Source organism: Chitinophaga sedimenti (assembly GCF_023156195.1).
In the GTDB taxonomy this organism is placed as follows: Bacteria; Bacteroidota; Bacteroidia; order Chitinophagales; family Chitinophagaceae; genus Chitinophaga; species Chitinophaga sedimenti.
This window is the reverse complement of sequence record NZ_JAKUKA010000001.1, coordinates 4,976,912-5,001,773: the sequence shown is the minus strand read 5'-3', so window position 1 is coordinate 5,001,773 and position 24,862 is coordinate 4,976,912. Positions and strand designations below refer to the sequence as shown.

General features: G+C 49.2%; 29 protein-coding genes and 4 pseudogenes. 15 read left to right on the top strand and 18 right to left on the bottom strand.

Annotated elements, in window-relative coordinates:
* Positions 1 to 60: 60 nt before the first annotated feature.
* The gene (locus MKQ70_RS28700) at positions 61 to 1,068 is read left to right on the top strand and encodes an SRPBCC family protein (RefSeq protein WP_248077266.1); all 1,008 of its coding nucleotides are present in this window, start codon (positions 61 to 63) and stop codon (positions 1,066 to 1,068) included.
* A gap of 111 nt (positions 1,069 to 1,179) precedes the next feature.
* On the opposite strand, the gene MKQ70_RS28695 is transcribed toward MKQ70_RS28700, so the two are convergent.
* Positions 1,180 to 1,452, bottom strand: a complete 273-nt coding sequence (locus tag MKQ70_RS28695; protein WP_248077264.1) for a YciI family protein — start codon at positions 1,450 to 1,452, stop codon at positions 1,180 to 1,182.
* 290 nt (positions 1,453 to 1,742) lie between these two features.
* On the opposite strand from MKQ70_RS28695, the gene MKQ70_RS39895 reads away from it, so the two are divergent.
* From MKQ70_RS39895 to MKQ70_RS28670, 6 genes and pseudogenes are all read left to right on the top strand, one after another.
* Positions 1,743 to 2,123, top strand: coding sequence for a DUF4836 family protein (locus tag MKQ70_RS39895; RefSeq protein WP_282456851.1), 381 nt, complete (start codon positions 1,743 to 1,745; stop codon positions 2,121 to 2,123).
* Positions 2,120 to 3,421, top strand: a complete 1,302-nt coding sequence (locus MKQ70_RS28690) for a DUF4836 family protein (RefSeq protein WP_282456850.1) — start codon at positions 2,120 to 2,122, stop codon at positions 3,419 to 3,421. Before MKQ70_RS39895 ends, MKQ70_RS28690 begins: the two co-directional genes overlap by 4 nt.
* A 122-nt stretch (positions 3,422 to 3,543) precedes the next feature.
* Positions 3,544 to 4,194: an ATP-binding cassette domain-containing protein gene (locus MKQ70_RS28685; RefSeq protein WP_248077261.1), complete on the top strand. Its 651-nt coding sequence runs from the start codon at positions 3,544 to 3,546 to the stop codon at positions 4,192 to 4,194.
* A gap of 12 nt (positions 4,195 to 4,206) precedes the next feature.
* A pseudogene (locus MKQ70_RS43895) lies at positions 4,207 to 4,928 on the top strand (transporter); the annotation flags it as partial.
* Between the two features lie 90 nt (positions 4,929 to 5,018).
* Positions 5,019 to 5,399 carry an FtsX-like permease family protein gene (locus tag MKQ70_RS43890; RefSeq protein ID WP_504909794.1) on the top strand — a complete coding sequence of 127 codons (381 nt, stop codon included), beginning with the start codon at positions 5,019 to 5,021 and terminating at the stop codon, positions 5,397 to 5,399.
* 14 nt (positions 5,400 to 5,413) lie between these two features.
* Positions 5,414 to 5,728: a Dabb family protein gene (locus MKQ70_RS28670; RefSeq protein ID WP_248077256.1), complete on the top strand. Its 315-nt coding sequence runs from the start codon at positions 5,414 to 5,416 to the stop codon at positions 5,726 to 5,728.
* 5 nt (positions 5,729 to 5,733) lie between these two features.
* Here MKQ70_RS28670 and MKQ70_RS41590 read toward each other — a convergent pair whose 3' ends face one another.
* The 7 genes and pseudogenes from MKQ70_RS41590 to MKQ70_RS28640 all read right to left on the bottom strand — a co-directional run bounded on the left by MKQ70_RS41590 (position 5,734) and on the right by MKQ70_RS28640 (position 12,333).
* Complete coding sequence (locus tag MKQ70_RS41590; RefSeq protein ID WP_248077254.1) at positions 5,734 to 8,328, bottom strand: DUF2569 family protein; 2,595 nt, start codon at positions 8,326 to 8,328, stop codon at positions 5,734 to 5,736.
* Complete coding sequence (locus MKQ70_RS28660) at positions 8,322 to 9,098, bottom strand: DUF3857 domain-containing protein (RefSeq protein ID WP_248077251.1); 777 nt, start codon at positions 9,096 to 9,098, stop codon at positions 8,322 to 8,324. Before MKQ70_RS28660 ends, MKQ70_RS41590 begins: the two co-directional genes overlap by 7 nt.
* Positions 9,099 to 9,161: 63 nt before the next feature.
* Complete coding sequence (locus MKQ70_RS28655; protein WP_248077249.1) at positions 9,162 to 9,947, bottom strand: PhzF family phenazine biosynthesis protein; 786 nt, start codon at positions 9,945 to 9,947, stop codon at positions 9,162 to 9,164.
* Between the two features lie 54 nt (positions 9,948 to 10,001).
* Entirely contained in the window at positions 10,002 to 10,226 is a 225-nt protein-coding gene (locus MKQ70_RS39885; RefSeq protein ID WP_308199229.1) for a DUF2891 family protein, read from the bottom strand.
* Positions 10,204 to 10,946, bottom strand: a pseudogene (locus MKQ70_RS28650) (DUF2891 domain-containing protein). The gene MKQ70_RS39885 and the pseudogene MKQ70_RS28650 overlap by 23 nt, the downstream one beginning before the upstream one ends.
* A 146-nt stretch (positions 10,947 to 11,092) precedes the next feature.
* A complete protein-coding gene (locus MKQ70_RS28645) occupies positions 11,093 to 11,527 on the bottom strand; it encodes an NAD(P)/FAD-dependent oxidoreductase (protein WP_248077246.1) in 435 nt (144 codons plus the stop codon).
* A gap of 65 nt (positions 11,528 to 11,592) precedes the next feature.
* A complete protein-coding gene (locus MKQ70_RS28640; protein ID WP_248077244.1) occupies positions 11,593 to 12,333 on the bottom strand; it encodes an NAD(P)/FAD-dependent oxidoreductase in 741 nt (246 codons plus the stop codon).
* A gap of 49 nt (positions 12,334 to 12,382) precedes the next feature.
* On the opposite strand from MKQ70_RS28640, the gene MKQ70_RS28635 reads away from it, so the two are divergent.
* Entirely contained in the window at positions 12,383 to 12,694 is a 312-nt protein-coding gene (locus tag MKQ70_RS28635) for a YbaB/EbfC family nucleoid-associated protein (protein ID WP_248077242.1), read from the top strand.
* A 218-nt stretch (positions 12,695 to 12,912) separates the two neighbouring features.
* Here the strand turns inward: MKQ70_RS28635 and MKQ70_RS43435 are convergent, their stop codons facing one another.
* From MKQ70_RS43435 to MKQ70_RS43420, 4 genes are all read right to left on the bottom strand, one after another.
* On the bottom strand, positions 12,913 to 13,398 hold the full coding sequence (locus MKQ70_RS43435; protein WP_282456849.1) for a large ribosomal subunit assembly factor BipA: 486 nt from the start codon (positions 13,396 to 13,398) through the stop codon (positions 12,913 to 12,915).
* Positions 13,395 to 13,619, bottom strand: a complete 225-nt coding sequence (locus tag MKQ70_RS43430; RefSeq protein ID WP_282456848.1) for a hypothetical protein — start codon at positions 13,617 to 13,619, stop codon at positions 13,395 to 13,397. The genes MKQ70_RS43435 and MKQ70_RS43430 overlap by 4 nt, the downstream gene beginning before the upstream one ends.
* Positions 13,620 to 13,627: 8 nt before the next feature.
* Entirely contained in the window at positions 13,628 to 13,840 is a 213-nt protein-coding gene (locus MKQ70_RS43425; RefSeq protein WP_248077239.1) for a hypothetical protein, read from the bottom strand.
* Between the two features lie 65 nt (positions 13,841 to 13,905).
* On the bottom strand, positions 13,906 to 14,721 hold the full coding sequence (locus MKQ70_RS43420; RefSeq protein ID WP_248077236.1) for a GTP-binding protein: 816 nt from the start codon (positions 14,719 to 14,721) through the stop codon (positions 13,906 to 13,908).
* A gap of 343 nt (positions 14,722 to 15,064) precedes the next feature.
* Here MKQ70_RS43420 and MKQ70_RS28615 point away from each other — a divergent pair, with 343 nt between their 5' ends.
* Both MKQ70_RS28615 and MKQ70_RS28610 read left to right on the top strand, forming a co-directional pair.
* The gene (locus tag MKQ70_RS28615) at positions 15,065 to 15,760 is read left to right on the top strand and encodes an alpha/beta fold hydrolase (protein ID WP_248077233.1); all 696 of its coding nucleotides are present in this window, start codon (positions 15,065 to 15,067) and stop codon (positions 15,758 to 15,760) included.
* A gap of 26 nt (positions 15,761 to 15,786) precedes the next feature.
* Complete coding sequence (locus MKQ70_RS28610) at positions 15,787 to 16,059, top strand: alpha/beta fold hydrolase (RefSeq protein WP_248077230.1); 273 nt, start codon at positions 15,787 to 15,789, stop codon at positions 16,057 to 16,059.
* Between the two features lie 50 nt (positions 16,060 to 16,109).
* Here the strand turns inward: MKQ70_RS28610 and MKQ70_RS28605 are convergent, their stop codons facing one another.
* From MKQ70_RS28605 to MKQ70_RS28580, 6 genes are all read right to left on the bottom strand, one after another.
* Positions 16,110 to 16,307: a hypothetical protein gene (locus MKQ70_RS28605; protein ID WP_248077228.1), complete on the bottom strand. Its 198-nt coding sequence runs from the start codon at positions 16,305 to 16,307 to the stop codon at positions 16,110 to 16,112.
* Positions 16,304 to 16,576, bottom strand: coding sequence for a hypothetical protein (locus tag MKQ70_RS28600; RefSeq protein ID WP_248077225.1), 273 nt, complete (start codon positions 16,574 to 16,576; stop codon positions 16,304 to 16,306). Before MKQ70_RS28600 ends, MKQ70_RS28605 begins: the two co-directional genes overlap by 4 nt.
* On the bottom strand, positions 16,549 to 17,223 hold the full coding sequence (locus MKQ70_RS28595; RefSeq protein ID WP_248077222.1) for a patatin-like phospholipase family protein: 675 nt from the start codon (positions 17,221 to 17,223) through the stop codon (positions 16,549 to 16,551). Before MKQ70_RS28595 ends, MKQ70_RS28600 begins: the two co-directional genes overlap by 28 nt.
* Positions 17,224 to 17,228: 5 nt before the next feature.
* Positions 17,229 to 17,462 carry a hypothetical protein gene (locus MKQ70_RS28590; protein ID WP_248077198.1) on the bottom strand — a complete coding sequence of 78 codons (234 nt, stop codon included), beginning with the start codon at positions 17,460 to 17,462 and terminating at the stop codon, positions 17,229 to 17,231.
* Complete coding sequence (locus MKQ70_RS28585; RefSeq protein WP_248077195.1) at positions 17,447 to 18,181, bottom strand: hypothetical protein; 735 nt, start codon at positions 18,179 to 18,181, stop codon at positions 17,447 to 17,449. The genes MKQ70_RS28590 and MKQ70_RS28585 overlap by 16 nt, the downstream gene beginning before the upstream one ends.
* 209 nt (positions 18,182 to 18,390) lie before the next feature.
* Positions 18,391 to 19,425, bottom strand: coding sequence for a COX15/CtaA family protein (locus MKQ70_RS28580; protein WP_248077192.1), 1,035 nt, complete (start codon positions 19,423 to 19,425; stop codon positions 18,391 to 18,393).
* 82 nt (positions 19,426 to 19,507) lie between these two features.
* Between MKQ70_RS28580 and MKQ70_RS28575 the strand changes: the two genes are divergently transcribed.
* From MKQ70_RS28575 to recA, 5 genes and pseudogenes are all read left to right on the top strand, one after another.
* The gene (locus tag MKQ70_RS28575; RefSeq protein WP_248077189.1) at positions 19,508 to 20,296 is read left to right on the top strand and encodes a hypothetical protein; all 789 of its coding nucleotides are present in this window, start codon (positions 19,508 to 19,510) and stop codon (positions 20,294 to 20,296) included.
* Between the two features lie 86 nt (positions 20,297 to 20,382).
* Entirely contained in the window at positions 20,383 to 20,961 is a 579-nt protein-coding gene (gene rnhB / locus MKQ70_RS28570) for a ribonuclease HII (protein WP_248081710.1), read from the top strand.
* An 81-nt stretch (positions 20,962 to 21,042) separates the two neighbouring features.
* Positions 21,043 to 22,537, top strand: a pseudogene (gene rpoN / locus MKQ70_RS42855) (RNA polymerase factor sigma-54).
* A gap of 155 nt (positions 22,538 to 22,692) precedes the next feature.
* Complete coding sequence (locus MKQ70_RS28550) at positions 22,693 to 23,370, top strand: hypothetical protein (protein ID WP_248077183.1); 678 nt, start codon at positions 22,693 to 22,695, stop codon at positions 23,368 to 23,370.
* 219 nt (positions 23,371 to 23,589) lie between these two features.
* Positions 23,590 to 24,607 (top strand): annotated as a pseudogene (gene recA, locus MKQ70_RS28545) (recombinase RecA).
* Positions 24,608 to 24,862 lie beyond the last annotated feature (255 nt).

The following is a 24,862-nucleotide window of genomic DNA, read 5'->3' as shown; positions in this document are numbered from 1 at the left end:
CCCCTACCCCGGCCAAAGTCCAAAAAGCGTTATATTTAGTAGGCCTAAACTTACCCTTTTATGAAAGCACTAAAAGTTCTCGCCTGGATTATAGGCGTACTGGCCGCGCTGTTTCTCATCCTGCTTTTTGCCGCCCCGTCACATCTGCACGTAGAACGCTCCGTACAGGTCAATGCCCCGATCAATGTTGTATGGGAGCATCTCGTAAAATTTGAGAACTTCAATAAATGGAGCACCTGGCGACAGGCAGATACTGCTGCCGTATACACGATTTCCGGCGTCGATGGCACTGAAGGCGCCGCGACTTCCTGGGACGGAAAAAAGATCGGGAAGGGCAAACTGGAACATATCTCACTCTTACCATACAAAACCATCAAACAAAAAATATACTTCTATACCCCCGTACACATGGAAGCCGATGTGTTCTTTGAACTTGACGATACCGACGGCAAAACGAAAGTAACCTGGGGATTTGACGGGGAATACGAACGGCCGCAAAACATACTGGGTATGTTCATGAAAGGCGCACTGGAAAAAGATTTCCAGCAGGGACTGGATAATATGAAGAATGCTGTGGAAAAACAGCAGCCTGTCACAGTCAACAGCAAATGGGCAGTGAAAGAAACCGATTTTCCAGCCACCACCTTCGCCATGTTACGGAAGGAAGTACGCATAAAAGACATCGATAAATTTATCACTGCTAATTTACCCGCCGTATACGAAGCCGTAATGGCCGCCAATCTCGCGCCGGGTACGCCAACAGGTTTAATTTTCAGCTGGGATGAAAACACGGGTAAAACTGATATGGCCGCCGCCATTCCCGTACCGGCCGACAGTAAACCCGGCGCTGGCTACCAGTTGTATACGTTGCCTACGTCCAAGGGTGTGTATGTGGATTTTTACGGTCCTTACGAAAAAACGTACGAAGCCCACGCAGCGATCGACACATTTTTGAAAACGGCCAACCGCAAACAAAAATGGCCGGTACTGGAGCAATACATTACCGACCCCGCATCGGAGCCGGACACTACCAAATGGTTAACGAAGGTGATTTATCTGAGTGAGTAAGAAGCATACAAAGCCTGCGCCTTTAACAAGGCGCCTCCCGCAAAACAGCGTGCAGAAAAGCAGGAAACATTTGAAGAACGAACGGACTTAGATGTTGTAAAGTTCCGCGACTTAAAGCGGATGTTTTAATTCCTCGGGTATCGTCGTTGGCTCAATTTCTATAATCTCGTATAAAGCTAACTGGAATTTATCCAGCGGATCTTCCGCCAAAATAGCTTCTACTTCTTTGCGGGAAGATGCATTACATAAAATTACCGCACCTGTGCGCGGCTTGCGGCGACCCGACAGAAAAAAGTGTCCGCTTTGATAGTACTTCTCCAGAAATTTCTGGTGTGCATCCAAATAGTGGTCGATAGCGGCCAGGGGTCGGATGTACTGTAACATGATTAAATACATCGGCTTTTCAAATAAACGGTTATGAATCACTGATTAATACAAAGGTATATAAATCTATCAGATATTTATTTTTTATAATAAACAGTGTTTTATGCTGGAAAATGACCCGCAGTAGAGGTTTTTTCATCGCTATGGTTTTGTTAATAAACTGATTATCATCGTTTTTATTGTACAAGATCACCTTACGACACAAAATTCTCGTGTAAAGAATCCCTAACGCATTAGCAAAAAGTATTGTATTTTCGCTCCTAATTCTCAAAATCATCTTTAAAGTTTTTATGAAAAAGAACCTTTCCAAAGTTTTGTTGGCGATGAGTGCTGCCTTTGTAGTGCTGATGTCGTCGTGCTCGAAAGTTCCGACCCAGAGCAAGCACATTCCCAAAGAAGCGGCGTTTGTGCTGAGCATTGATGGCAAACAGTTGCACGACAAGCTCGTTTCCAGCGGAATCACTATGGACAAATTGTTTGAAGCCGTTCAGAAAGGCGATACGTCCAGCGAAGCTGGCAAAGCCATGAAAGACATTGAAAATTCCGGCCTCGACCTCAAAAGCCAGATTCTGATTGCCGGTACACCTAATGCAACCCGTGGCATTACCTTTAACCTGGTAGCTAAACTGGACGACGCAGCCAAACTGGAAGCGATGTTGAAAAACACATGACTACAGTAGAAATCAAATCTGAAGGCTCGGACTACAAATACGCCCAGCTCGGCGAAGCGGTAGTAGGCTGGAACAAAGAAGTGGTAATCGGTGTAGCTATCCAGGGTAGCTACGGCGAAACCAGCGAAACTGCTGCCAAAACCGAACTGACCCGTCTCTTCAAGCTGAAAGAAGCTGAATCTGCCAACAGCATTGATGGTTTCAAAAAGGTAATGAAAGAGAAAGCCGACATGTCATTCTACATGAACATGAGTTCTATCTATAACATGCAGCAAGGTGGTGGCGCAGAAGCAATGATGCTCGCCGGCCTGAAAAAACTGTATGACGGCGCTTATTACACTGCTACTGCTAATTTCGAAAACGGTAAAATTACCGGCGAGATGAAAAGCTACTCCAGCGAAGCGCTCACTAAAATCATCAACAAATACAGCTGGGATGGCGTTGACCTCGCTATGCTGGAAAAATATCCTTCTGCCAACATCGATGGTTTTGCACTGGCAAACTTCGATCTGCGTATGATCGGAGATATCCTGAAAGAAGCTGGCATGGACGGCCTGGTTAACATGGGTCTGTCTCAGAGCGGCCTCACACTGGACGATATCCTGAAAGCTTTCAAAGGCGAAATCGTTGCTGTTGCTTCTGACTTCGCTACTGTAAAGAAAACTTCTGAGTGGGATTCTACTTATACTTATGACGAACCCCAGGTTAAATGGCTGGTATCGCTGAAAGTGGGTGATAAAGCCGCTTTTGATAAAGTAATGAGCTCCCAGGTAGGTCAGGAAGCCTTCGTTAAACAGGGCGACACTTACGTACTGAAAGACGAAATGGCTGCTATGGGCAAATTCTCTGTTCACATCGATGCAAAAGCAATCGTTGTAGCATCTGACGCTGCCCTGCAGGCTGAATACATCGCCGGTAAAGGTAAAGCTACCCTGCCTGCTGAAGCTACCGCTGATGCAAAAGGCAAAACCGGCGTATTCTATGTTGACCTGGAAAAAATCCTGGGCAGCGCACCACTGGACGGTATCGGCAATGCAGACGTTGAAACAGACCTGAAAAGCCTTTTCAAAGATATCAAAGGCGTAACCGGCAAACCGAGCGGCAATGTGTCTACCGGTTCTGTAGTGGTAAACTTCAAAAACAAAGAGCAGAACGCCCTGGCGCAGCTGATCAATTTTGGTCTGAAAGCGCAGAAAGCGATCGAAGCTAAACAGGAAGAGCAGCGTAAGAAATGGGCAGCTGAAGATTCAGCTACCGAAGCGATAATGGTTGATACCGTTGCCGCTCCTGCTTTCTAATGTTATACTTTCTTTAAAGTGATAAAAAAGCTGCCCGTTTGGGCAGCTTTTTTGTTCCCACGCTTGGCAAGGCCAGGGAATTGTGTTAGTTTTATTGGCCGGCAAAAGGGCCGGTCAACACCATGGAAATCGCACTTCAACAGCTGGTACCCATTCCCCTCCGGGAAAAAATACTCCAGCAGTCATCCGATGTCTGGAACAGCAACATCACATTTCAGCAGGGCCGCTTTATCAAAATAAAAGCGCCCTCCGGCACAGGCAAAACCACCCTGATACATTACCTGTATCACATCCGTTACGACTACACGGGCTCCGTGTCGTTTAACGGTAAAAACTGGTCGGACTACAACGCCGAAGAATTATCCGGCATCCGCCAGCAACAGGTGAGCGTAGTGTTCCGGGACCTGCGGCTGTTCGATCAGCTTACGGCCTGGGAAAACATCGAACTGAAAAGAGTGATGATGCCACAACCCTATCATTCCCGGGAAAAAATCCAGGAAATGGCCGAACAGTTGCGGGTGACCCACGTACTAAAGCAAAGTGCCAAAACCCTGTCGTACGGTGAGCGCCAGCGTATCGCCATTATCCGCGCGCTCATGCAGCCCTTTGCATGGTTAATGATGGACGAGCCTTTCAGCCACCTCGACGATGCCAACGCCAGTCGGGCCGCCGCGCTGATCGCCGCAGAATGCAAAGCCCGCAATGCCGGCTTCATCCTCACCGACCTGGACGATGACCAGCGATTTGATTACGACGACCATTTCCACCTTTAATGCAATTGCCACATGCGCCCACTTTTTGATTTATTGAAAAAGATCATCCGCACCGGCGTTGGCCGGGTACGCTTCCTGATGGCAGGCATTGGACTGGGAGTAGCCATGTTGCTGCTGCTTATCGCCGCACAGGTGCACACCGATTTTAACGAGCTGCTATATGGCACCCGCAACGCCAACGAAAGCATGGACTTCCTGGTAATCAATAAAAAAATTACCAATGCCACTGCCGGCAACGAAAAAGCCAATTCGTTCGCGCCGGAAGAACTGGCCGATATCAAAAAACAATCTTTCGTACAAACCTTTGCGCCCATTACTGCCAACCAATATAAGGTGATGGCCGATATGCCTGCGCTGGGCGTGTCTTCCATGTTATTTTTGAATCGATGCCGGACGAGTTCATCGATGTAAAGGTGGATGACTGGAAATGGCAGGAAGGCCAGCGTGATGTGCCCATCATCCTGCCCACTAACTTTCTGGACCTGTATAACTTCGGATTTGCGCTGGGACAAGGTTCCCCGCAGATTTCGGAGGAAACTGTAAAGAATATCGCCAGCATCCGCATCAATATTTACAATGGCGTGGAGGGCGACATCTTTACCGGCAGAGTGGCCGGCTTCTCCGACCGCATCACCACCATCCTGGTACCAGACAGCTTTATGCGCTGGGCCAACGCGAAATACGGCACGGAGAAAGACAAAGCCCCTTCGCGCATCATCGTAAAAACAAAAGACCCATCGAACCCGGCGTTCGTCAAATACCTGGACGACCATGGTTATAGCACCGATAAAGAAAAACAGCGATTCTCGAAATACCGCGGCATCGTGAATATCATCACCTCCGCCGTTGGTTTCTTTGGACTGGTGTTACTGCTGTTTGCACTGCTGGTTTTCAGTATGTTCATTCAACTCGTTGTAGCATCCTGCAAGTACGAAATCCGCCTGCTGATTACGTTGGGCGCCTCGCCGAAACAACTGCGTCAATATTTAATGAAACAGTTCATGCCACTGTACCTGGTGACCGGCGTATGCTCCTTCATTTTTGTGTCAGTTTTGCAGTGGTGGGCAGCCTCGGTGCTGAAGAGCAAAATGATGTATATTTCCCCTTACCCGGGTCTCATGACTGTTGCCAGTACGTTGATTATCCTGCTGCTGGTGTACATCGTAAACGCCTGGAACGTTCGCAAATACATTCATCAACATTAAACCGAAAGCGCTATATGAGCGACAAAAAATTTGTACATACGGTGAACTTTTACCTGAAACCCGACCTGACGCCCGAAGCCGTAAAAGCATTCGAACAGGGCGTTACGGCGCTGAGCAAAGTGGAGGTAATCCGCGTTTTCAGCCTGGGCAAACCGGCATCTACCGATCGTCCGGTAATTGACCGGAGTTATAGCTATCAGCTGCTCACGGTATTCGACAGCCAGGCGGATCATGATATTTACCAGGTACACCCCGTGCACCTGAATTTCGTGGAAACCTGCAACCAGTTTTGGGAGAAGGTCGTGATCTTCGACGCGGAATCGATCTAACCTTGTTACTGCCCGGTGGATTCGCCGGGCTTTTCTTTTTCATTGAGCAGGAGAATGTTTTGTCCATGCAGCGGATTTCCATCCTGATTTTTCATAGAATGCAGGAAGCGGATCGTAGCCAGGATATTGTCTGCGGCGGAATCCGGGGCATCATCCGGCTCCGCCGTCTTTTCTTCCGGCTCAGGTTCAGTTGAAGTATACATGGCGTCGAATTTCATCGCACGAAGCGTTTCGAGGATGTTATCGGCGGCAGTTTTTTCTTCGGGTTGATGGGATTGGTCCGTTTCGCTATCGTCAACAGCGCTTTCATTTGTCTTTATTGTGTCCATCAAGTCGTTCGCTGCGCGGTATTTGGTTATCTCAGGAACTGACCCGTTCGATTGTCTGCCCGCCCTTATCGTTTCGAGCAGGTCATCCGCTGCGCGGTATTCGGTTATAGCAGGAATTGACCCGTTCGATTGCCCGCTTGCCGCTATCGTTTCCAGCAAATCATCCGCTGCATTCATCGCAGGAACTGACGCTGGCTGCTCCGTTTCCGTCAGCTCATCGGCTGCGCTATATTCCTTCACTGCAGGTGCTGTGGCTGGCTGCTCCGTTTCCACCAGCTCATCGGCGGCCGCTTGATCTGGAATCGCTTCCCTGCCCGCTTCTGCTGCTGTTACAGTTCCTTCTTCAGGCTGATGTGATTCTTCGTTCATCTCTGGCAAACCATCTGCCCAAATTCTCCCGGTTTCCCGCACTCTTCCTTCAAAATAAGGCTTTGCCGGTACCACTCCTTCTGTAAGCGGCGAATAAGAAGGCGCAGCAGGCACCTCCGGCGGTTCGTAGGAAACCAGTGACGAATGGGGCAATACAAACGTATTGCGCGCCCTCTCCGAAAACACCATATAAGGGATCCAAATAGCCGCCGATATGACTACTATCGCTTCCGTAACATAGTTAATTGCCAGCGTCTGATGCTGCCGCAATTCCTCCGGCAACATATGTATAACCGCCAGCACAGCTATCTCCAAAAGATAAAAAGTAATAAGGCTGCGCGGAAATATATCGCGACGGCGGAAAAACAACACGCATAACAGTATCGCATACACGGTCAGCATTACCTGGGATAACAATAATGCCACGAGGCCCAGTTGCCAGCGCGTACTGCCATTTCCCGGCGAGAGGAGCATGGTCTGCTCCCACGCGCCGTAGAAAAACGCGTCCATGTTCATCAATGCCAGCAACAAATAAAACGGGCGGAATACCAGGCCGATACCGAGTACAATCAGCCATCCGTTAATCTGCCACACCTGCACACGCGGCTTCAGCGGCCAAACGCTGCGGCGGGAATACAACACGGCCAGCGCCGTAAAACCCAACGTAAACAGTCCGCCCAACGCTACCATCAGCCAGTTCCAGCCGCCGCCATAGCTACGACCATCGTACACAGCGCCATGCGGATTAAACGTAAATAGTAAACTTACGGTCGATGCCATCTGCCGCACATCAGCGCGATAATCCGCCATAGCGTCCGACGGTACCTGCGAACTGTAAGTTTCGTAACGATAACGCAGCCGCACGACTTTGCCTTCCACACTCGGTTCGAAATCGAAACGATAGTATTGCGTGCGCAAATGCACCGGTGCAGGCGCATTCCCCCAGCTCACGGGCATATGCAGCTCCACTTCGTATTCCATGTTGTATGGATACTTCAGCGAAGCAGTGCTGCCATTCAGTTCTGTCGTTATTCCCGGAATCTGATCGGCCAGCATCTTCACATTGGAGGTGAACATCAGGCTGCCGTTTCTCATCAAAGTATCGTACATCCAGGCCTGGATGATCTTGTAATGCTCTAAAACCTCGTAAATATTATTGTCCTCCCGATCTTTCGTCGTCAGCGAGTCGGTGACCATCACGCCGAGATAAGTGTCGTCATAATAACTTCTGAAACTCTCTTCGCGCGATGCCATGCTATACAACGCAAACTCCGACCGCACATCGTCCGCAAATGAACCGGTATATTCCGTGCGCACGTCCAGCGTAGTAGAGCCATCATTTTCGGTAGAAAGCCGGAACTTTTCCCAAACTTTAATTTTGCCTGTTTCACCACCTTTCACCGGCGCCAGCCCCAGGCTGCCATCGCGGATGAGCAGTGCCCGGCCATAAGGCAGGCTACCACGGCTCGCAAGTGGTCCACGCTGATACGCAATCGTAGGATCTATCCAATATGTTTTTTCATGATAATCGATCGCTACGATCGCATGGTCAAACGCATACGGTGAAGGTTTTAATTCGATGATATCGCCTTCCATTACGGTATTGACGTACGCCATGGAAGCGCTAACGCCACGGGCTTTCAGCAAGGTGATCAGCAACAGCGACTTATCTTTACAATCGCCGAAGCGTTGGGCCAGTACACGGTCCGGTTCATTCGGCCGATGAGAGTTCTCTCCCATCTCAATGCCCGGGTAACGGATATCGTCCTGCACAAAACGAATAGCATCGAGGATGTAGCGCATCGTGTCATTACCCGCACCCCGTTTCAGTTCCGCAATTTTTTCTGCGAGATGTATACCCGCTCCGCTGGTCCGGTTAATTTTCATCGCCCAGTTCACCACCTGTGCCCGGTCTTGTACTCGGTTACCTGCACATAAGGCTCGTCGGTATCAGCAGACGTGGCCTTCAGCCCATCCTTCAAATTCCATTCGTACAGCCAGTTTCCTTTTATGGCTTTTTGTACCGGCTCCGGCGCGTCATTAAATGCCCGGAGGTCTAACTGCCGCGAGGGTGAACAGATCAGCGCGCGATAAAAGTTAAGGACCGGGTCTTCCGCAGAAAAAGTAAAAGAATTGAAGTACTTATCCTCAAAGATGGGATTGCGGCCCACGATCGAGTAAGCATATTCGAGCTCGTCGCCCTTGCGCACATCTTCAGGAAACAGCAACGCGGTGCCGGTACCGCGGTAAATGAATTGAGCCAGGTCCTTTTCCTGTTGCAGGAACTTGAACTTGGATGGGGTTAATATGTTGATGACCTGCCCGTTACGACGGAGCTGCACTTTGTGAAAGTATAATTTCTCATATGCCGGCCTGAACTCCACCGATATCTCTGCCCCGTTCTGCACCCCCGCTTCGGAAACGATGCGGCGAATTACGTGACGGTACACCGCTTTGTTTTCTACGTGATGCTGTTCCTCGAACAACAACTCATAGTAACCGTTGTACACATCTCGCGCATTCGGCTGCCTGGTAAGATCGGGATGATAAGGTGCGAGCCAGCCCGGCTCGGGAGTAACAGATACGCTCATGTTTTGCCCGCGCAGCATTACCGGCAACAGTAGTAACAAGCTGCCAGTCCAAAGCAATAATATACGGGCTACGCGGCTCATGAGCTGAAGATTATCCGGTATTAAAGGGACAGTTCATTCAAAAATACAAAACAAAGGGCGTTGCTACAGGAAAATTTCTCCTTCGAGATAAAGTTTCGCGTAACCGCCAATTTCCACGCGGGCGCCAAGATGGCGGCATTGCAGGAAACCTGTGCGGGCAGATAATTGCACAGCAGTCAGCTCCGCCTTACCCAGTTTGCCGGCCCAATAAGGTATGAGGGTAGTATGAGCCGAACCTGTTACCGGATCTTCCGGGATGCCCGATTGTGGTGCGAAAAACCGGGATACAAAATCTACCTTCTCCCCTTTCGCCGTTGCAATAAGGCCGCGGGCAGCCAATTCGGCGATATCATTCAGGCGGGGCTGCATGTCGCGGATTGCATCTTCGGAATCAAATACCAGCATAATATCCGTTTTACCACGATACGCCTCCAAAGGCCGCACTTCGAACGGCGCACACATTGCTTCGGTCAGCTCCACCGGACGTAAATCATCCGCAGGAAAATTAAGGGTGATAAGGTCATCCTGCCGTGTTACCGATAACAAACCACTGCGCGGCGAATGAAAATCAATCTGCGCGCCAGCGTGTCCACCCTTATTAAACAAGATGTAAGCACTCGCCAACGTTGCGTGACCGCAAAGATCCACTTCCACGGTGGGCGTAAACCAACGGATCTCATATCCATCTCCCTTTTTCAGGTAGAAAGCAGTTTCAGGAAGATTGTTTTCCATCGCGATCTGCTGCAGCGTACGATCATCCAGCCACGTTTCCAGCGGACAAATGGCTGCCGGATTACCTTTAAAAACCGCATCTGCAAAAGCATCTACCTGGTAAATTTTCAATTTCATATTACTAAAACTTGCACCAAAAATAAAGGAGGACTGGTGTCCTCCTTAGTTAGTTTATTCGGCTGTTAATGCGTACACCGCAAACGAAGCGAGCCAGTGTTCCCCGGCATAATCACCGCTGGCCACATTCGGCAGCGACGCTTCAAGGTGACGTTTAGCCAATCCGCGGATCGCCGCTTCATTAGAACCGGCGTGGCGGGCAATATTGTATAAGCACCAGGCCCTGCTGAGATTCAGGCCATCGAGATGCACCAACTTACCATCGGTGCGGTCTTTCACCTGCCCGATCGACAGGAAAGTTTTGCCCGGCGTAAATCGGCGGTAGAAATGCTCTCAGCCATTTCTGGTATTCGGCTTCCGGCAATACGCGCCACATTAGGTCAGCCTCTTCCAGGCAGGGCGAAAGAAAATCGTATCCTCCAGGCTCGTAAGCCACAGGACACGCTTTATCGTTCACATAAAATCGGTTGGCAGCCTGGCGGATCGCCGACTGCAGCGTAGTATGCTTCGTAGTTTCCGCATAATCCCAGGCCATTGTCAAACCGAAAGCCAGGTTGGTATGTTCGCCCACACGGATCGGGTAAGCCAGTTTTATTAAAAATTCAACATAAGACTTGGCAAAAAACTGTGCTAGCGGCGCCACGTTTTTAGATAACTCCCGTCCCAGCGGATCGTTCCAGTCATCAGTTCGCGTTGCAGTTGCAGCAGCCAGCTCCAGCCGTAGATGCGCTCAAAACCTTTATTATCGCGGTTGCGGAACAATTTCAGTTCCGTATTAATGTTATCGGCAGAAAGATTTTGCGCCAGCTTTTCCCGTATGGTAGCGGCTTCCGGCATGTTCGGGAACATTTTTAACAAGCGCACCAGCATCCAGTGTCCGTGTACGCTGCTATGCCAGTCGAAACACCCGTAAAACGCGGGATGATAATCCTTCGGCGCCGTAATGAGCGAACTGTCGCTAAACACGATACCTGTTTTGTAAGGAAACGGTTGTTGCATACACTTCAGCGGCAACTTTGCAAAATGCGACGCGCCCTGTTCGGTGAGCGATAACACACCGGCTTTTTCCGTGTACAGCGCGGATTGCGCTTTCAATTGCAGCGAGGCGCCGAGGCATATGGCGGCAAGGGATAGCGAAAATATCTTCATCGGTTCAGTAATAGTTTAAAATAAAACGACGGTTGGGCGAGTTTTTTACGGATGTCCATTTCGTAGAACATGCAGGACACTAGCTCCTGCAATTGCTTGTTGCGCGTAGCCGCCTTCATCAGCATATTAAAGAGGCGCGGATATTTCACGAGCTTCTGCAAACGGTGACTAAGCTGCAACTCCGGCCACAGCGCGCGGTACACACGCTCGTCGTATGCAGCGAGGTTAGCCGCAGAAAAATCGGCGGACTGCAGTGCGGCCGCTGCCTGATCTGCCGCATATACACCACAATAAATAGCATTGCCAATACCCTCGCCCGTAAACGGATCGATGAGGTACGCAGCATCGCCCAGTAACATAAAACGTTCACCCGAAATAGGACGCTTTTTGCTGCCCAGCGGCAGGCCGTAACCCTCGAGTGGCGTAATCATCTCTGCGTTCTTAAAGCGTTCGCGGAAAATGGGATCGTTGGCAATCGTATCTGTAAGTAACTTTTTTAGGTTGATTTTTTCGTGCGCACGTCGTCTGACAGCATATCCATGCCCACATTGGCTTCACCGTTAGGCAGCGGGAAAATCCACAGGTAACCGGGCAGCAACGATTTCAGGAAGTGCAGTTCAATGAAGCTGTCCTGCTGCGTGCCGGTAACACCCTTGTAATAAGCGCGGATGCCAGCGGCGTAGTATTTAGGCTCCATCCTGATGCCCGCCACCTCTTTGGTAAAGGAGGAATGAGCGCCATTGGCCACGAGCAACAATTTCGACTTCACTTTAAAGTCGCCTTTACTATCGCTTACAATGTAGCCTTCATCGGTGAGCTCGTATTTATCAATGCTAACGCCTTCGAATAAACGCACATTGTTGTCGGCACGCTTCAGTTCCTGCACCAGGAAATTATCGAAAACGATGCGCTTGCAAACGAAGCCTGCGGGCTTATCGGACTCCTTACTGTAATTGGGTTTATAGGGCACATCGATGTGCAGCCTGCCGGGCGACACAAAACGCACGCCCCAGCTGTCTTCCTTTTCCACGGTATCGCGGAAACGTTGCGCCATTTCCGGGTCGATGCGTTGCAGGTGCATGATCACCTTGCCACTCAGCCCGTCGCCGCAAACCTTATCGCGGGGAAATACAGCTTTATCCACCACCACGCAGGGGATGCCGAGCTTATTGAGCTGCAGTGCCGCAGTGGCGCCGCCGGGGCCGGCGCCTATAATACAAACCTCTGTTTCTATCATAACAGGCGGTAAGATAAGCATTTGTTATCTTTGCGGCAAAAGACTAAACATGTTCGGTAATATTTTTGGAAAGCTGCAGGAAGCGCAGCAGAAAATGAAAGAAAGTAAAGACCGCCTGGCTGGCGTAACGATGGACGGCGAAGCGGGAGAAGGTGCGGTGAAGGTGACCGTTACAGGCAACCGCGAGGTAAAAAGCATCGTCATTGAAGATGCTCTTTGTGTTCCGGAAAGAAAAGAAGAACTTGAAGACCTGCTGCTCACGGCGCTTAACCGCGCGTTGAAAAACGCCGAAAGTGCGTGGGAAGCCGAAATGAAAGACGTTGCCGGCGGCATGCTGGGACCTTTGGGCGGATTACTCTGATATCAACATAAAAGAAAAAAGGCATTCCTTCGGGGATGCCTTTTTTGTTGGTTGCAGGATGTATATGGATCCTATATGCATCCTTTATGCCCCATCAGCACCAGCAAGGGTTTCAGCGGAATAGCATATAGGATGCATATAGGATCCATATAGGATCTGCCGGAAAAGAAAAAAGGCGCTCCTCACGGAACGCCTTTTCTATATCATGGAAGCGACAATTATGCCTCTTCAATTTTCATCATTTTAGAGAATTTCTTACGATCTTCTTCGTCCAGGTATACTTTACGCATACGGATGAAGTTAGGCGTAACCTCGATGCACTCGTCATGCTGGATGTACTCCATACATTCTTCAAGCGTCATCAGCGTTTTAGGCGCAATGTTGGTTGCAGCATCGGAACCGGAAGCACGCATGTTGGTCAGTTTCTTACCTTCATTCGCGTTTACAACCAGGTCACCGGGTTTGCTGTTTTCACCGATGATCATGCCTTTGTATACTTCTTCTCCCGGGTCTACGAAGAAGAAACCACGGTCCTGCAGTTTATCCAGGGAGTAACCGGTAGTGGTACCTGCTTCTTTAGCGATCAGTACACCGTTGTTACGGCCGGGGATCGGGCCTTTCCAGGGTTTATATTCGTTAAAACGGTGAGCCATTACAGCCTCGCCAGCAGTAGCCGTCAGCATTTGTGTACGCAGACCGATCAAACCACGGGAAGGAATTTCGAACTCCGGTGTTGCATGTCACCTTTGGTTTCCATAATGTGCATTTCACCTTTACGACGGGTAACCAGGTCAATTACTTTAGAAGCAAATTCCTGCGGCACGTCTACAACCAGGTTCTCATACGGCTCGCTGCGTTTGCCATCGATCATTTTCACGATAACCTGGGGTTGACCAACGGTCAGTTCATACCCTTCACGACGCATCGTTTCGATCAGTACGCCCAGTGAAGAATACCGCGGCCATATACTACAAAGCTATCGGCGTTTTCGCTGTCCTGCACGCGGAGCGCCAGGTTCTTTTCCAGCTCCTTATTTAAACGGTCGCGCAGGTGGCGGCTCGTTACAAACTTACCATCTTTACCAAAGAACGGTGAGTTGTTGATGGAGAAGGTCATGTTCATCGTAGGTTCGTCTACGCTGATCACCGGCAGTGCTTCCGGATTTTCTGCATCAGCGATGGTATCACCGATGTTGAAATCTTCCAGGCCAACTACTGCACAAATATCGCCTGCGAATACTTCGGTAACACGTTTTTTACCGAGGCTTTCGAAGATGTAAAGTTCTTTAACCCTTGCTTTTTTACAGTACCGTCTACCTGCATCAGGGAGATCGGCTGGTTTTCTTTCACCATACCACGGGTTACTTTACCTACGGCAATACGGCCGAGGAAGGTAGAGTAATCCAGGGAAGTAATCTGCATCTGCAGGTTACCTTCCGGTTTCTTTGGCTCGGGAACATATTTCAGGATACCATCCATCAGCGGGGTGATATCTTCACATTGTACGTTGCTGTCGTTGAACCAGCCGTTTTTACCGGAACCGTAGAAGGTCGGGAAGTCCAGCTGCTCTTCGGTTGCGTCGAGGCTGAAGAACAGGTCGAAAACAGCATCGTGTACTTCGTCGGGACGGCAGTTCGGTTTATCTACCTTGTTGATTACTACCATCGGCTTCAGGTTCAGCTGCAGTGCTTTCTGAAGTACGAAGCGGGTCTGCGGCATGGGGCCTTCGAAGGCATCCACGAGCAGGATAACGCCATCAGCCATTTTCAATACGCGCTCTACCTCACCACCGAAGTCGGCGTGGCCTGGAGTATCGATAACGTTGATTTTCACGCCCTTGTACATCACAGAAACGTTTTTGGCCAGGATGGTAATACCGCGCTCTCTTTCCAGGTCGTTGTTATCCATGATCAGGTCACCAGTCTCCTGGTTTGCACGGAATACGTTGGTCTGATGAAGGATTTTATCCACCAGGGTAGTCTTGCCATGGTCTACGTGCGCGATGATAGCGATGTTTCTTATTTGCATAATTTTCAACTTATTAGCTATCCGTAACCCTGGTTCATTTCAACTTTTCAGACCAAAAACAGACAGCGATTCCAAAAGGAGGCGCAAAGGTACGAAAAACCTTCAGATTCACGGACTGAGACGGTTTAAATTAATGTAATCAAAGTGCCATATCTCTCTTCGCATTGGTTGTCAGTATGTTGTATTAAAAATGGACCGGACTGATATATATAATATGGAGTCAGCTTTTAGTCCGTTCCTGTGCCGCCGTTGCGTTGCACACTTCAACTTTGTAGATACTACCCGGCGAAAACCGGTGCATTATTTGCATGTATTCGCTCTTTAATCCAGTAAAGCCAGCAATATGTACCGGAAACCACTGCTATCCGTCGTTGCCCTGTTATTTGCCACCCTGCTGCACGCCCAAAGGCCCGCCCCGCAGGATGCCGAACTCAGCACCTACCAGTATCCGTATCCGGTAAGTTATTATACCCTGCACATCCGGGGACAAACATTGCGCATGGCTTTCATGGATTTGCAGCCTAAAATGCCCAATGGCAAAACAGTACTGCTGCTACACGGGAAAAACTTCGCCGCCGCGTATTGGGATAGTACCGCCGCGGCGCTTGGCAACAAGGGCTTCCGCGTCATTATGCCCGACCAGGTCGGGTTTGGCAAATCTTCCAAACCAGCACACTTACAATACACCTTTCAGCAACTGGCCCAAAACACCAAGGGGCTACTCGATTCGCTCGGTATCAAAAAGACCGCCGTACTCGGACATTCTATGGGCGGCATGCTCGCCACCCGTTTTGCGCTCATGTATCCCGGAACAACAGAAAAGCTGATCCTCGAAAACCCGATCGGGCTGGAGGATTGGAAACTGAAAGTTCCCTATCAGAACGTAAATCAATGGTATAAAGGAGAACTATCTCAGAACTATGAAAAAATTAAAAATACCAACTCGACAATTATTACGCCGGACAGTGGTCGCCCGCCTTTGAAAAATGGGCTGCCCTCCTCGCCTCCTGGACCGAACATGCAGATTATCCCCGTGTAGCCTGGAATGCCGCGCTCACTTACGATATGATCTTTACCCAGCCGGTGGTATACGAATTTCCGAACATCAAAGTGCCCACCCTTTTAATTATCGGCCAGCGCGACCGCACCGCCCTCGGCAAGGCCAACGTTCCTGAAGAAGTGAAGAAAACGATGGGAAACTACCCGGAACTTGGTAAACTGGCCGCAAAACGGATTCCGAACGCACAACTGGTACCGATCGAAGGCGTAGGCCACCTTCCGCACATCGAATCATTCGGAAAATTCATTCAACCTTTAATCAGTTTCCTGGAAAAATAAAGCAAAGGGGATGCAGATCGCATCCCCTTTGCTTTATATCGTTTAAGACACTACTGCATCGTTTGTAATAATAACTGAAGCGCACTCTGATTCGCCGGATTATCCAACGCCCGCCCGATGTCCAGTTTCTCGCGCGAAGTAAGATGCAGACTAAGTGCGGCCGCCTTATCCTCCCGCTGCGGCACATACTGGAAAATGATCCGCTGAAATTTATCTTTCGGGAAATACCCCTCCACATAATTGATCATGTGGTCTGGTGAAAATCCTGCATCGCGCTCCAGTGCGTTTGCATGGAAAACAGTGGCTCGAACAGCAGGTCGCTAAGGTCTTTGTGATCCTTGACGGGATGCACGTCGTTCTTACGTGTGTCGCGGATCTGAACAAAAATGACCCCGCTGGTATTTTCGTTTATCCAGTCCCGGAAGGTATAGATGTAGCGCAGCGTTGTTTCCTGGCCAAAGTTGTCGCGGATACCGGCATCCATTACGTCTACAATCGGCTTGCTGGGTAAAAACACGTTCGGCAGCACATAAGGGAAGGTGGCACACATGCGAATGGCGCTCGAAACACGCAATTGGTCGGGATTCTGCGCAGCAAAAATTGTGAAAAGTCCACCCCGTCGATATCGCGGACATTTCGGTTGGGGTAAAGATAGTCCGCTGCACAAAGATAACTCACGCGTTGCGGCGATATCAGCAACCTGCGGCCATCGGCGTTGATCGTCGAATTCCAGATCAGCATCGGGATCAGCGATTTTTGCTCCGCTTCGCGGTAATCACCGATACTTTTGGCGAGCGCATCGCCGGTATTGATATTCAGCTGCGTTTCAAAAGCGTATCCGCGGTCGCGGCCGTATTTATTATCACCGATGCGGAAGGTGCGGTACGGTGTGATAAAGTCATTCACCGCCAGCGAGCCAAACACCGCGTTCAGCAGATCGCCGGATATTTTGTCTTTCCAGATCGTGTCGCACGGATTGACGCGCTCTCCCATCATACGTTGCAGGTACAACTCTCGGTAATACGTGGCGCCCATCATTCCACCGGAAGCGCCAGTGATAATCGTTGTGCGGTCACTGAAGCCGAAATTCAGCAGGCTGTCGAGCCGCTGCATTACGCAAAGCGTCCATAACGCGGAGCGTGAACCGCCACCGCTCGTGTTCACTACGATCAGCTTCGGTTTTTTGTCGGCGGGAAATTTCGCGCGCCAGTGTTTAATATCTGCAAAGTAGCTGCCTTGTCGGCCGCAGCCCGCTCTGCCGTGAAAAAACGTTGCAGATGGGGCACGCTGTATTCCGGACGGGCGTTTTTGTTGCGGTAATTCATGCCATACGCCTTGTTGCGACTGTCTACCCAATCGTGTTTCACCATCCAGTTGAGCGCACCTATCAACAGCAGTGCCACCGGAATAGCCCAGCTTTGTAGCAAGTAGGCGTAAGCGCCCGCGACGCCAATAAGGAATGCGAAAAAATCATCACACTGGCGCCAGCAGGCAACCTGAAAATGGAATAATCCATCAAATAGGAAAGAATAACCAGCAAAACCAATGCGCAGCCCACCGTAATCATGGCTGCGAAGTGATGTTGTTTAAAAATATTATCAAGATAATGCTTGTTGTAGTGATTTACGTTACGCGCACGGCGTATGCGCCAGGGAGAAGAGAAATAATTATGGACGGGTAACGCGTTTTCATCCGGCTCCTGGCTGGGCTTCAATACCAACCGCAAAAAATTCCGGGGATTACCGAACTTCTTCTCCAACCGGCGGCCAATATTCTTATCAGCATTAAAAAAATAAAAGAAGAAGAAAAAGATGATGATCAGATATCCACTTATAAAGCCTTCCATCAGTAACAACACTCCTGGCGCGGAATTCAATTCCTGGAATGCCCGGTATTGCGCCAGCCGCAACAACAAACAGAACACAAATGCGAATGGAATGACGGAATTATTCAGGCAATATTTAAAAAACGGTTGTGAAGTTGTGGCCAGAAACTTAAATCGCCCTGTATGTAATATAAATGTAGTGATGTGCCAGCTCATCGTGAAAGCGGCACTGGCCATACCCAGCATGGTGGTGCTGTAAAAGCTGACTTCTCCCAGGTATTCCGGCGCGAGGAACAACGCATCTCCTCCAAAACCTTGGCAAAGCCGCCAAAAATGGTACTAAAGAGGATAGCCCAGAAGATTAACAATACCGGTACTTGCGAAAGTGCAACAGCAACAACTGAATAGGGAAGGAATAGTAAAATTTGAACACAAAATATTTCACTTGTGACCGGTCGTTTCGATAAACTTACGGAAAAATTCCCAAGCGGCTTCCTTCCCGTCTATTATTTCCTCACGAGAAAACGCGTCCACACCATTACCATCAGGAATAACATACCAAAAAATTGGTGCAGCAGTGCGAAGTAGAACGGAATTTCAGATTTGCTGTTCAACACGGTGATAACACCCAGGAACACCTGCAACAATACCACCAGCAACGGCAGGAAACGGATGCGGTGCAGCAGGCTATCGCCCGGAGTGCCCGTTGCTTTCCAGAACCAGATCGCCACCAGGATGGTGAGCAAATAAGCCAAGCCGCGGTGAATAAAATGAATGGCCATCACGTTATGCGTAATGCTATGCACGAAACCTTCTCCACTGTTCATATTAGGTACCATCATCCCATTAATATCCGGCCAGGTGGAAGCGGAGAGCGAAGCATCAAGTCCGGCCATAAAGGCGCCATACACTAACTGAAGCGTAAGCAACACCAAAATCCAGTTATTCAGGTTGCGCAGCACTGGCTGCTGCAATATTTCTTTTACAGGCACGCTCAGTTTCAGTGTAAACCAAAGCGCATATACCAGCAGCAACAATGCTGCAATAAAGTGAATGGCTAAACGGATGTGGCTTACCGTAATATCCGTATCGTTGATCCCGCTTTTTACCATGATCCAGCCAATTGCGGCCTGCAAACCGCCGAGCAAAAACAGGATCACCATGGGCGCAATCATTTCCCGGCTGATTTTTCTCTTCCACACAAAAATGACGAACGGAATCAGGAACACAACGCCGATCAGGCGCCCCCAGTCACGGTGAAGCCACTCCCAGAAAAAAATATGCTTGAAATCCTGCAGTGTAAAGTGCTGGTTCACATATTTATACTGAGCAATCTGCTGGTACTTTTCAAAAGCCACCTGCCAGGCCTGCTCATTCATTGGCGGAAACGCGCCCAATATGGGTTTCCACTCAGTAATAGAAAGGCCCGAGCCGGTTAAACGGGTTATGCCTCCCAGTAATACCTGCACGATGATCATGCCTACGCCTACAAAAAGCCAGATAACAATGGCCCGGTTCCGCTGATAAATATTTGTGTCCATAAACGGGGCAAAATTACGTCAGAATTCGTCAACAACTACCGTGTTTTATCTGTATATTAGAATAGAATTATTTCGACCCTGCATGCGAACCATATTGTGCCTCCTGTTATCCTCGCTCTGTTGCCAGTTAGCCCTCGCACAGCAACCGGCGCTGAAGTTAAGCAGCATACACGGCTATGCCGGCGCATATTTTTCCGGCGCCCGACCCGGCCAACTTTCCGAAATGCCATCCAGGGTGAAAGAAACAAATCAGTTCCCCGCTTTCAATACAGACACGCTTTACCGCGAGAAAGATCAATTTATAAATACCGGTGGCGCACACATCGCAGTCTACACCGCCTGGCAGTTTTACAATAAACGTCATGACGCGTACAACCTGCGAAAAGAACTGCGTGTGGGTGTAGAATATGTTAATCACAACTACAAAACCATCTCGCTCGATACGGCCATCCGCACCAACGACGCCACACGCATTACGCGCGTTGCTTACAAGCCCAGGCGGCAGTACATCGGCATTAACGCCGACTTCCTGCTCAAAAGCACGCACCGGCGCAGGATTCAGCTATTAGGGGGCGCGGGAATAAGGCTGATGTACAGTTTCTCAGGCGAAATCCGCGAAAGACTTACCCGTTCCGTAGCATACGAAGATGGATCCGAGCCCTCGGTGCAGCAGGTGACCATGTACCACCGCATGAAAAACAGTGTTGAAACCGGGCTAATGTTCCCATTTGGGGTACGTTTTTTCCCGCAGGGCAAAGTAAGTTTCGGGGTGGAGCAGCGGTTCGGCATATTATTTATCAAGGAGCCGGGACTGGCCGCCTACATTTCGGGCAACCTCTCCTACGGCGCTTCCATTATGTACCGTTTATAATCTTCTGTTTTTTAGCAATCCCATTTTTGTAATTTTACCGCAATTAAAACTGACCCTTTGTTAAAGTCTTTTTTCAGAAAGAATTGATGGAAGCCGGCTGTGATGAAGCTGGACGGGGCTGCCTGGCAGGACCTGTTTTTGCCGCGGCCGTTATTCTGCCGCCGAAATTCCGGCATCCGCTGCTCAACGATTCAAAACAAATGAAAGAAGCACATCGCAATGAACTCCGGTTTATTATTGAAGAGAAGGCTTTAGCCTATGCGGTGGCCAGTTGCGACAACGTGGAAATAGACGAGATCAACATCCTGAAAGCCTCGTTCAAGGCCATGCACAAAGCATTGGCACAATTATTGACGCAACCCGGGTTGATCCTTGTTGATGGGAATCGTTTTACGCCATACGGCCAAACGCCGCATGAATGCATTATCCAGGGCGATGGGAAGTATGCTTCTATAGCCGCCGCTTCCATTCTTGCCAAAACTTACCGGGATGACTTCATGCACCAGCTTCATGATCAGTTTCCAAATTACGGTTGGAACGAAAATAAAGGTTATCCAACTAGACAACACCGCGAGGCTATACGGGTACATGGCGATACACCCTATCACCGAAAAACATTCCGCTTGCTACCATCGCAGCTGGAATTAGAATTAAACCTGGATTAGTCATCTTGACGTGCTGCCAACAACGGACGATCACATGAAAAAACTGTATATATCTTTAATCTCGAGCCCGATAGATAAGTCATGTTAAAGCAGACACAACAGCAGAAGCTCCTGCAGAAACTTTCTCCCCAGCAGATTCAATTAATGAAACTGCTGCAGGTTCCCACTGCCATTCTTGAAGAACGAATCAAAGAGGAACTGGAAGAAAATCCCGCATTAGAGTATGGCGAAGACGAGCAACAGCCTGCCGATGATTTTTCCAACAACGATACGCCAGACGAAAGCAGTGATGGCGAAACGGACGATTTTGAGCCCGATGGCAGCGAAAACGAATACGACAACATTGATATTTCCGAATATGTAAGTGAAGGCGACGACGAAATTGCCGACTATAAGTTACGCGACGACAATTACCCGGATCCTGACGAAAACAGAACCATTCCTATTAAGGTGGAAACCTCTTTTCACGACTATCTTCTCGATCAGTTGGGAATGCTGGAGCTGGATCCGCGGAAATCGGCCATCGCAGAGCAAATTATCGGCAGTATTGATGACGACGGCTACCTGCGCCGCGAAGTAAGTGCGATTGTCGATGACCTTTCTTTCTCCCAGAATATTTCTACCGATGAAGAGGAAATCAAGGAACTCATCAAGGTGATCCAGAATTTGACCCGCCCGGCGTTTGCTGCGCGGACCTCAAAGAATGCCTGCTGTTACAGCTTCGCCGCCGTCCACAGGATGATCCGGGAGTAATTACCGCTGTCCAGATCCTGGACTATTATTTCGATGAGTTTACCAAGAAACACTACGAAAAAATCCAGAAATCGCTCGGACTGAACGACGACGACCTGAAAGAGGCCATCACTCAGATTATTCGACTGAATCCAAAGCCCGGCGGCAACCATGCCACTATCAACAAAGCCGAAAGCTACGTGATCCCGGATTTCTTCATCTTAAATAATAATGGCAAACTGGAATTATCGCTCAATTCCAAGAACGCCCCCGACCTCCGCATCTCTGAAGGCTACCGCGATATGCTGCGCGATTACGACCGCGGCGACAAAAAGGACAAGCGCCAGAAAGAGGCCGTACTTTTTATCAAACAAAAAATAGATGCCGCCAAGTGGTTCATCGACGCCATTAAACAACGCCAGCACACGCTGCTGTCTACTATGGAGGCTATCATGAACTACCAGCACGATTTTTTCCTCACGGGCGACGAAACCACCATGAAACCTATGATCCTCAAGGACATAGCAGACATCACCCAGCTGGACATTTCGACCGTGAGCCGCGTAGCCAACAGCAAGTACGTACAAACGGAGTTCGGCACCTTCAAACTGAAGTTTTTCTTCTCGGAATCCCTGTCCACCGATAGCGGCGAGGAAGTTTCTACCCGCGAGGTGAAAAAATCCTGTCGGACCTCATAGGCGGCGAAAACAAACGCAAGCCGCTGAGCGACGAAAACCTTACCAAAATGCTGCAGGACAAGGGGTATAACATTGCCCGCCGTACGGTGGCAAAGTATCGTGAACAACTGAACATTCCGGTAGCGCGCCTCCGCAAAGAGTTATAAATTATTCAGGTTGATATTGCAGCCCGGCCTTCCAGCCGGGCTCTTTCTTTTCAATCCATCGCCGGATTTTACGTATCCTTCAAATATCACTGGACGGTATGCCGAAAGAATTCTAATTTCGCGCGAAGTCGTTAGGACCTTTTAGACAATATATAATGGAAAACTTGACAGCACGCCATCCGGCGCCCCCGCAATTTCCGGACGGCGTTACCTTCGCGGCCAAATTATTCTCTTACCTGTTGCATCCGCTTTTTCTGCCGATGCTGGTGACATTTATGGCCGTTACCGCGCTGCCCGAGTATTTCACTCCTTTCCGGATGGACAGTATCCGCCTGCCTTACGACAAACTCTACTTCCGTGTGGGTGTTAATACCCTTCTGTTTCCGATGCTGGTAGTTACACTGGCCGTGGCGCTAAAGTTTGTTTCCAGCATCCATATGGAAAAACAGCAGGACCGTATTATCCCATACGTGGCTACTATCATTTTTTACTTCTGGACTTTCTATACATTCTTGCGAGAGGGCAAGGCCCCTCCATTTTTCACTGCATTTTTCCTTGGCATCTTTATTACGGCGAGCGTTTGCCTGGTGGCGAACAGCTTTATAAAGATCAGTATGCACACGACGGGCTGGGGAGGCGTTATCGGCTTTTTCCTTGTGCTGATGTGGGGTATGGGCCTGAATGTGGCCATTCCCCTGGGCGTTGTTTTGGTGTTTACAGGCATCGCTGCAACATCGAGGCTGGTACTCTCCGCCCACACTACCTGGGAGGTGTATATAGGACTGTTTACCGGCATCCTTGCACAGCTGGTGGCCTGGTGGATAATTCGCTAGCGAAGATTTTTTGTCATTTCTTTTGATGAATATTTACTGCGCATATCCTCTGCGCGGCGACGGACGATCTTTGTATTGTCCTTGCGAGTTAACCCCGATAAAAACGAACAATGCTATAGAAATTAGCAAAACAATAATAAATGCTAATTTTTTTAGGATAAATCGAAATAAAGATTATACCTTAGCATAACCATTAAATTTGTAAAAACACTTACTAATATGTCAACAGCCAATGCAGAAAAATTGAAGGCGCTTCGCCTTACAATGGACAAAATTGAAAAAGATTTCGGTAAGGGCTCCGTTATGATGATGGGCGAAAAAGGTACCGAACCAATGGAGGTGATCTCTACGGGATCGCTCGGTTTGGATATTGCGCTTGGCATTGGCGGTTCCCTAAAGGAAGAATCATTGAAATATATGGCCCGGAATCTTCGGGTAAAACCACGGTAGCTATTCATACTATCGCGGAAGCACAGAAAAAGGTGGCATTTGTGCTATTATCGATGCGGAGCACGCATTCGACAGCGCTTATGCACAACGTTTAGGCGTTGATGTGGATTCGCTGCTGATCTCTCAGCCGGACCACGGTGAGCAGGCGCTGGAAATCGCCGACCGCCTGATTCTTTCCGGTGCAGTAGACGTGGTGGTAATTGACTCCGTTGCAGCCCTGGTGCCGAAAGGCGAATTGGAGGGTGAAATGGGAGAAAGCAAAATGGGCCTGCAGGCACGTTTGATGTCTCAGGCACTGCGTAAGCTCACCGCCACTATCTCCAAAACCAATTGCTGCTGCATCTTTATTAACCAGCTGCGCGAAAAAATCGGCGTAATGTTCGGTAACCCCGAAACGACTACCGGTGGTAATGCGCTCAAATTCTACGCATCCGTACGCCTGGACATCCGTCGTATGAGCCAGATTAAAGATGGTGACGAGGCAGTAGGTAACCGCGTGAAAGTGAAAGTGGTGAAAAACAAAGTAGCTCCACCTTTCCGTCAGGCAGAGTTCGATATCATCTACGGGTTGGGCGTATCTAAGGTGGGTGAACTTATCGACATGGGGGTAGAATTCGGCATCGTACAGAAAAGCGGTAGCTGGTTCAGCTACGACAGCAATAAATTGGGACAGGGCCGTGATGCGGTGAAGCAACTGCTGACCGATAACCCTGAACTGGCTGTGGAGATCGAGAATAAGATCAAGGCAAAGTTGCTGGAACAACGGGCTGCGGCGGCAAACGCATAACGTAGCGCCGGTCAGGCAAAAAAATAAAAAATTTGGTGGGGCGGAGGCCGGAGCATCCGGCTGGCTAGCCAAAACGATATAAAGAATTTACAACGTTGACATTAAACTATTTAATTTAAACGTTTGTTTGGGTTAGTTTAGTAACAGAGTCCGCTGTCCAGCGGACTTTTCTTTTTTTTAGGCATCCTCGTTAGGCAGACTGGATATCTTTAATGTGTAAACGAACCGGCTCCGGACCCATATTTCCGGCAAAAA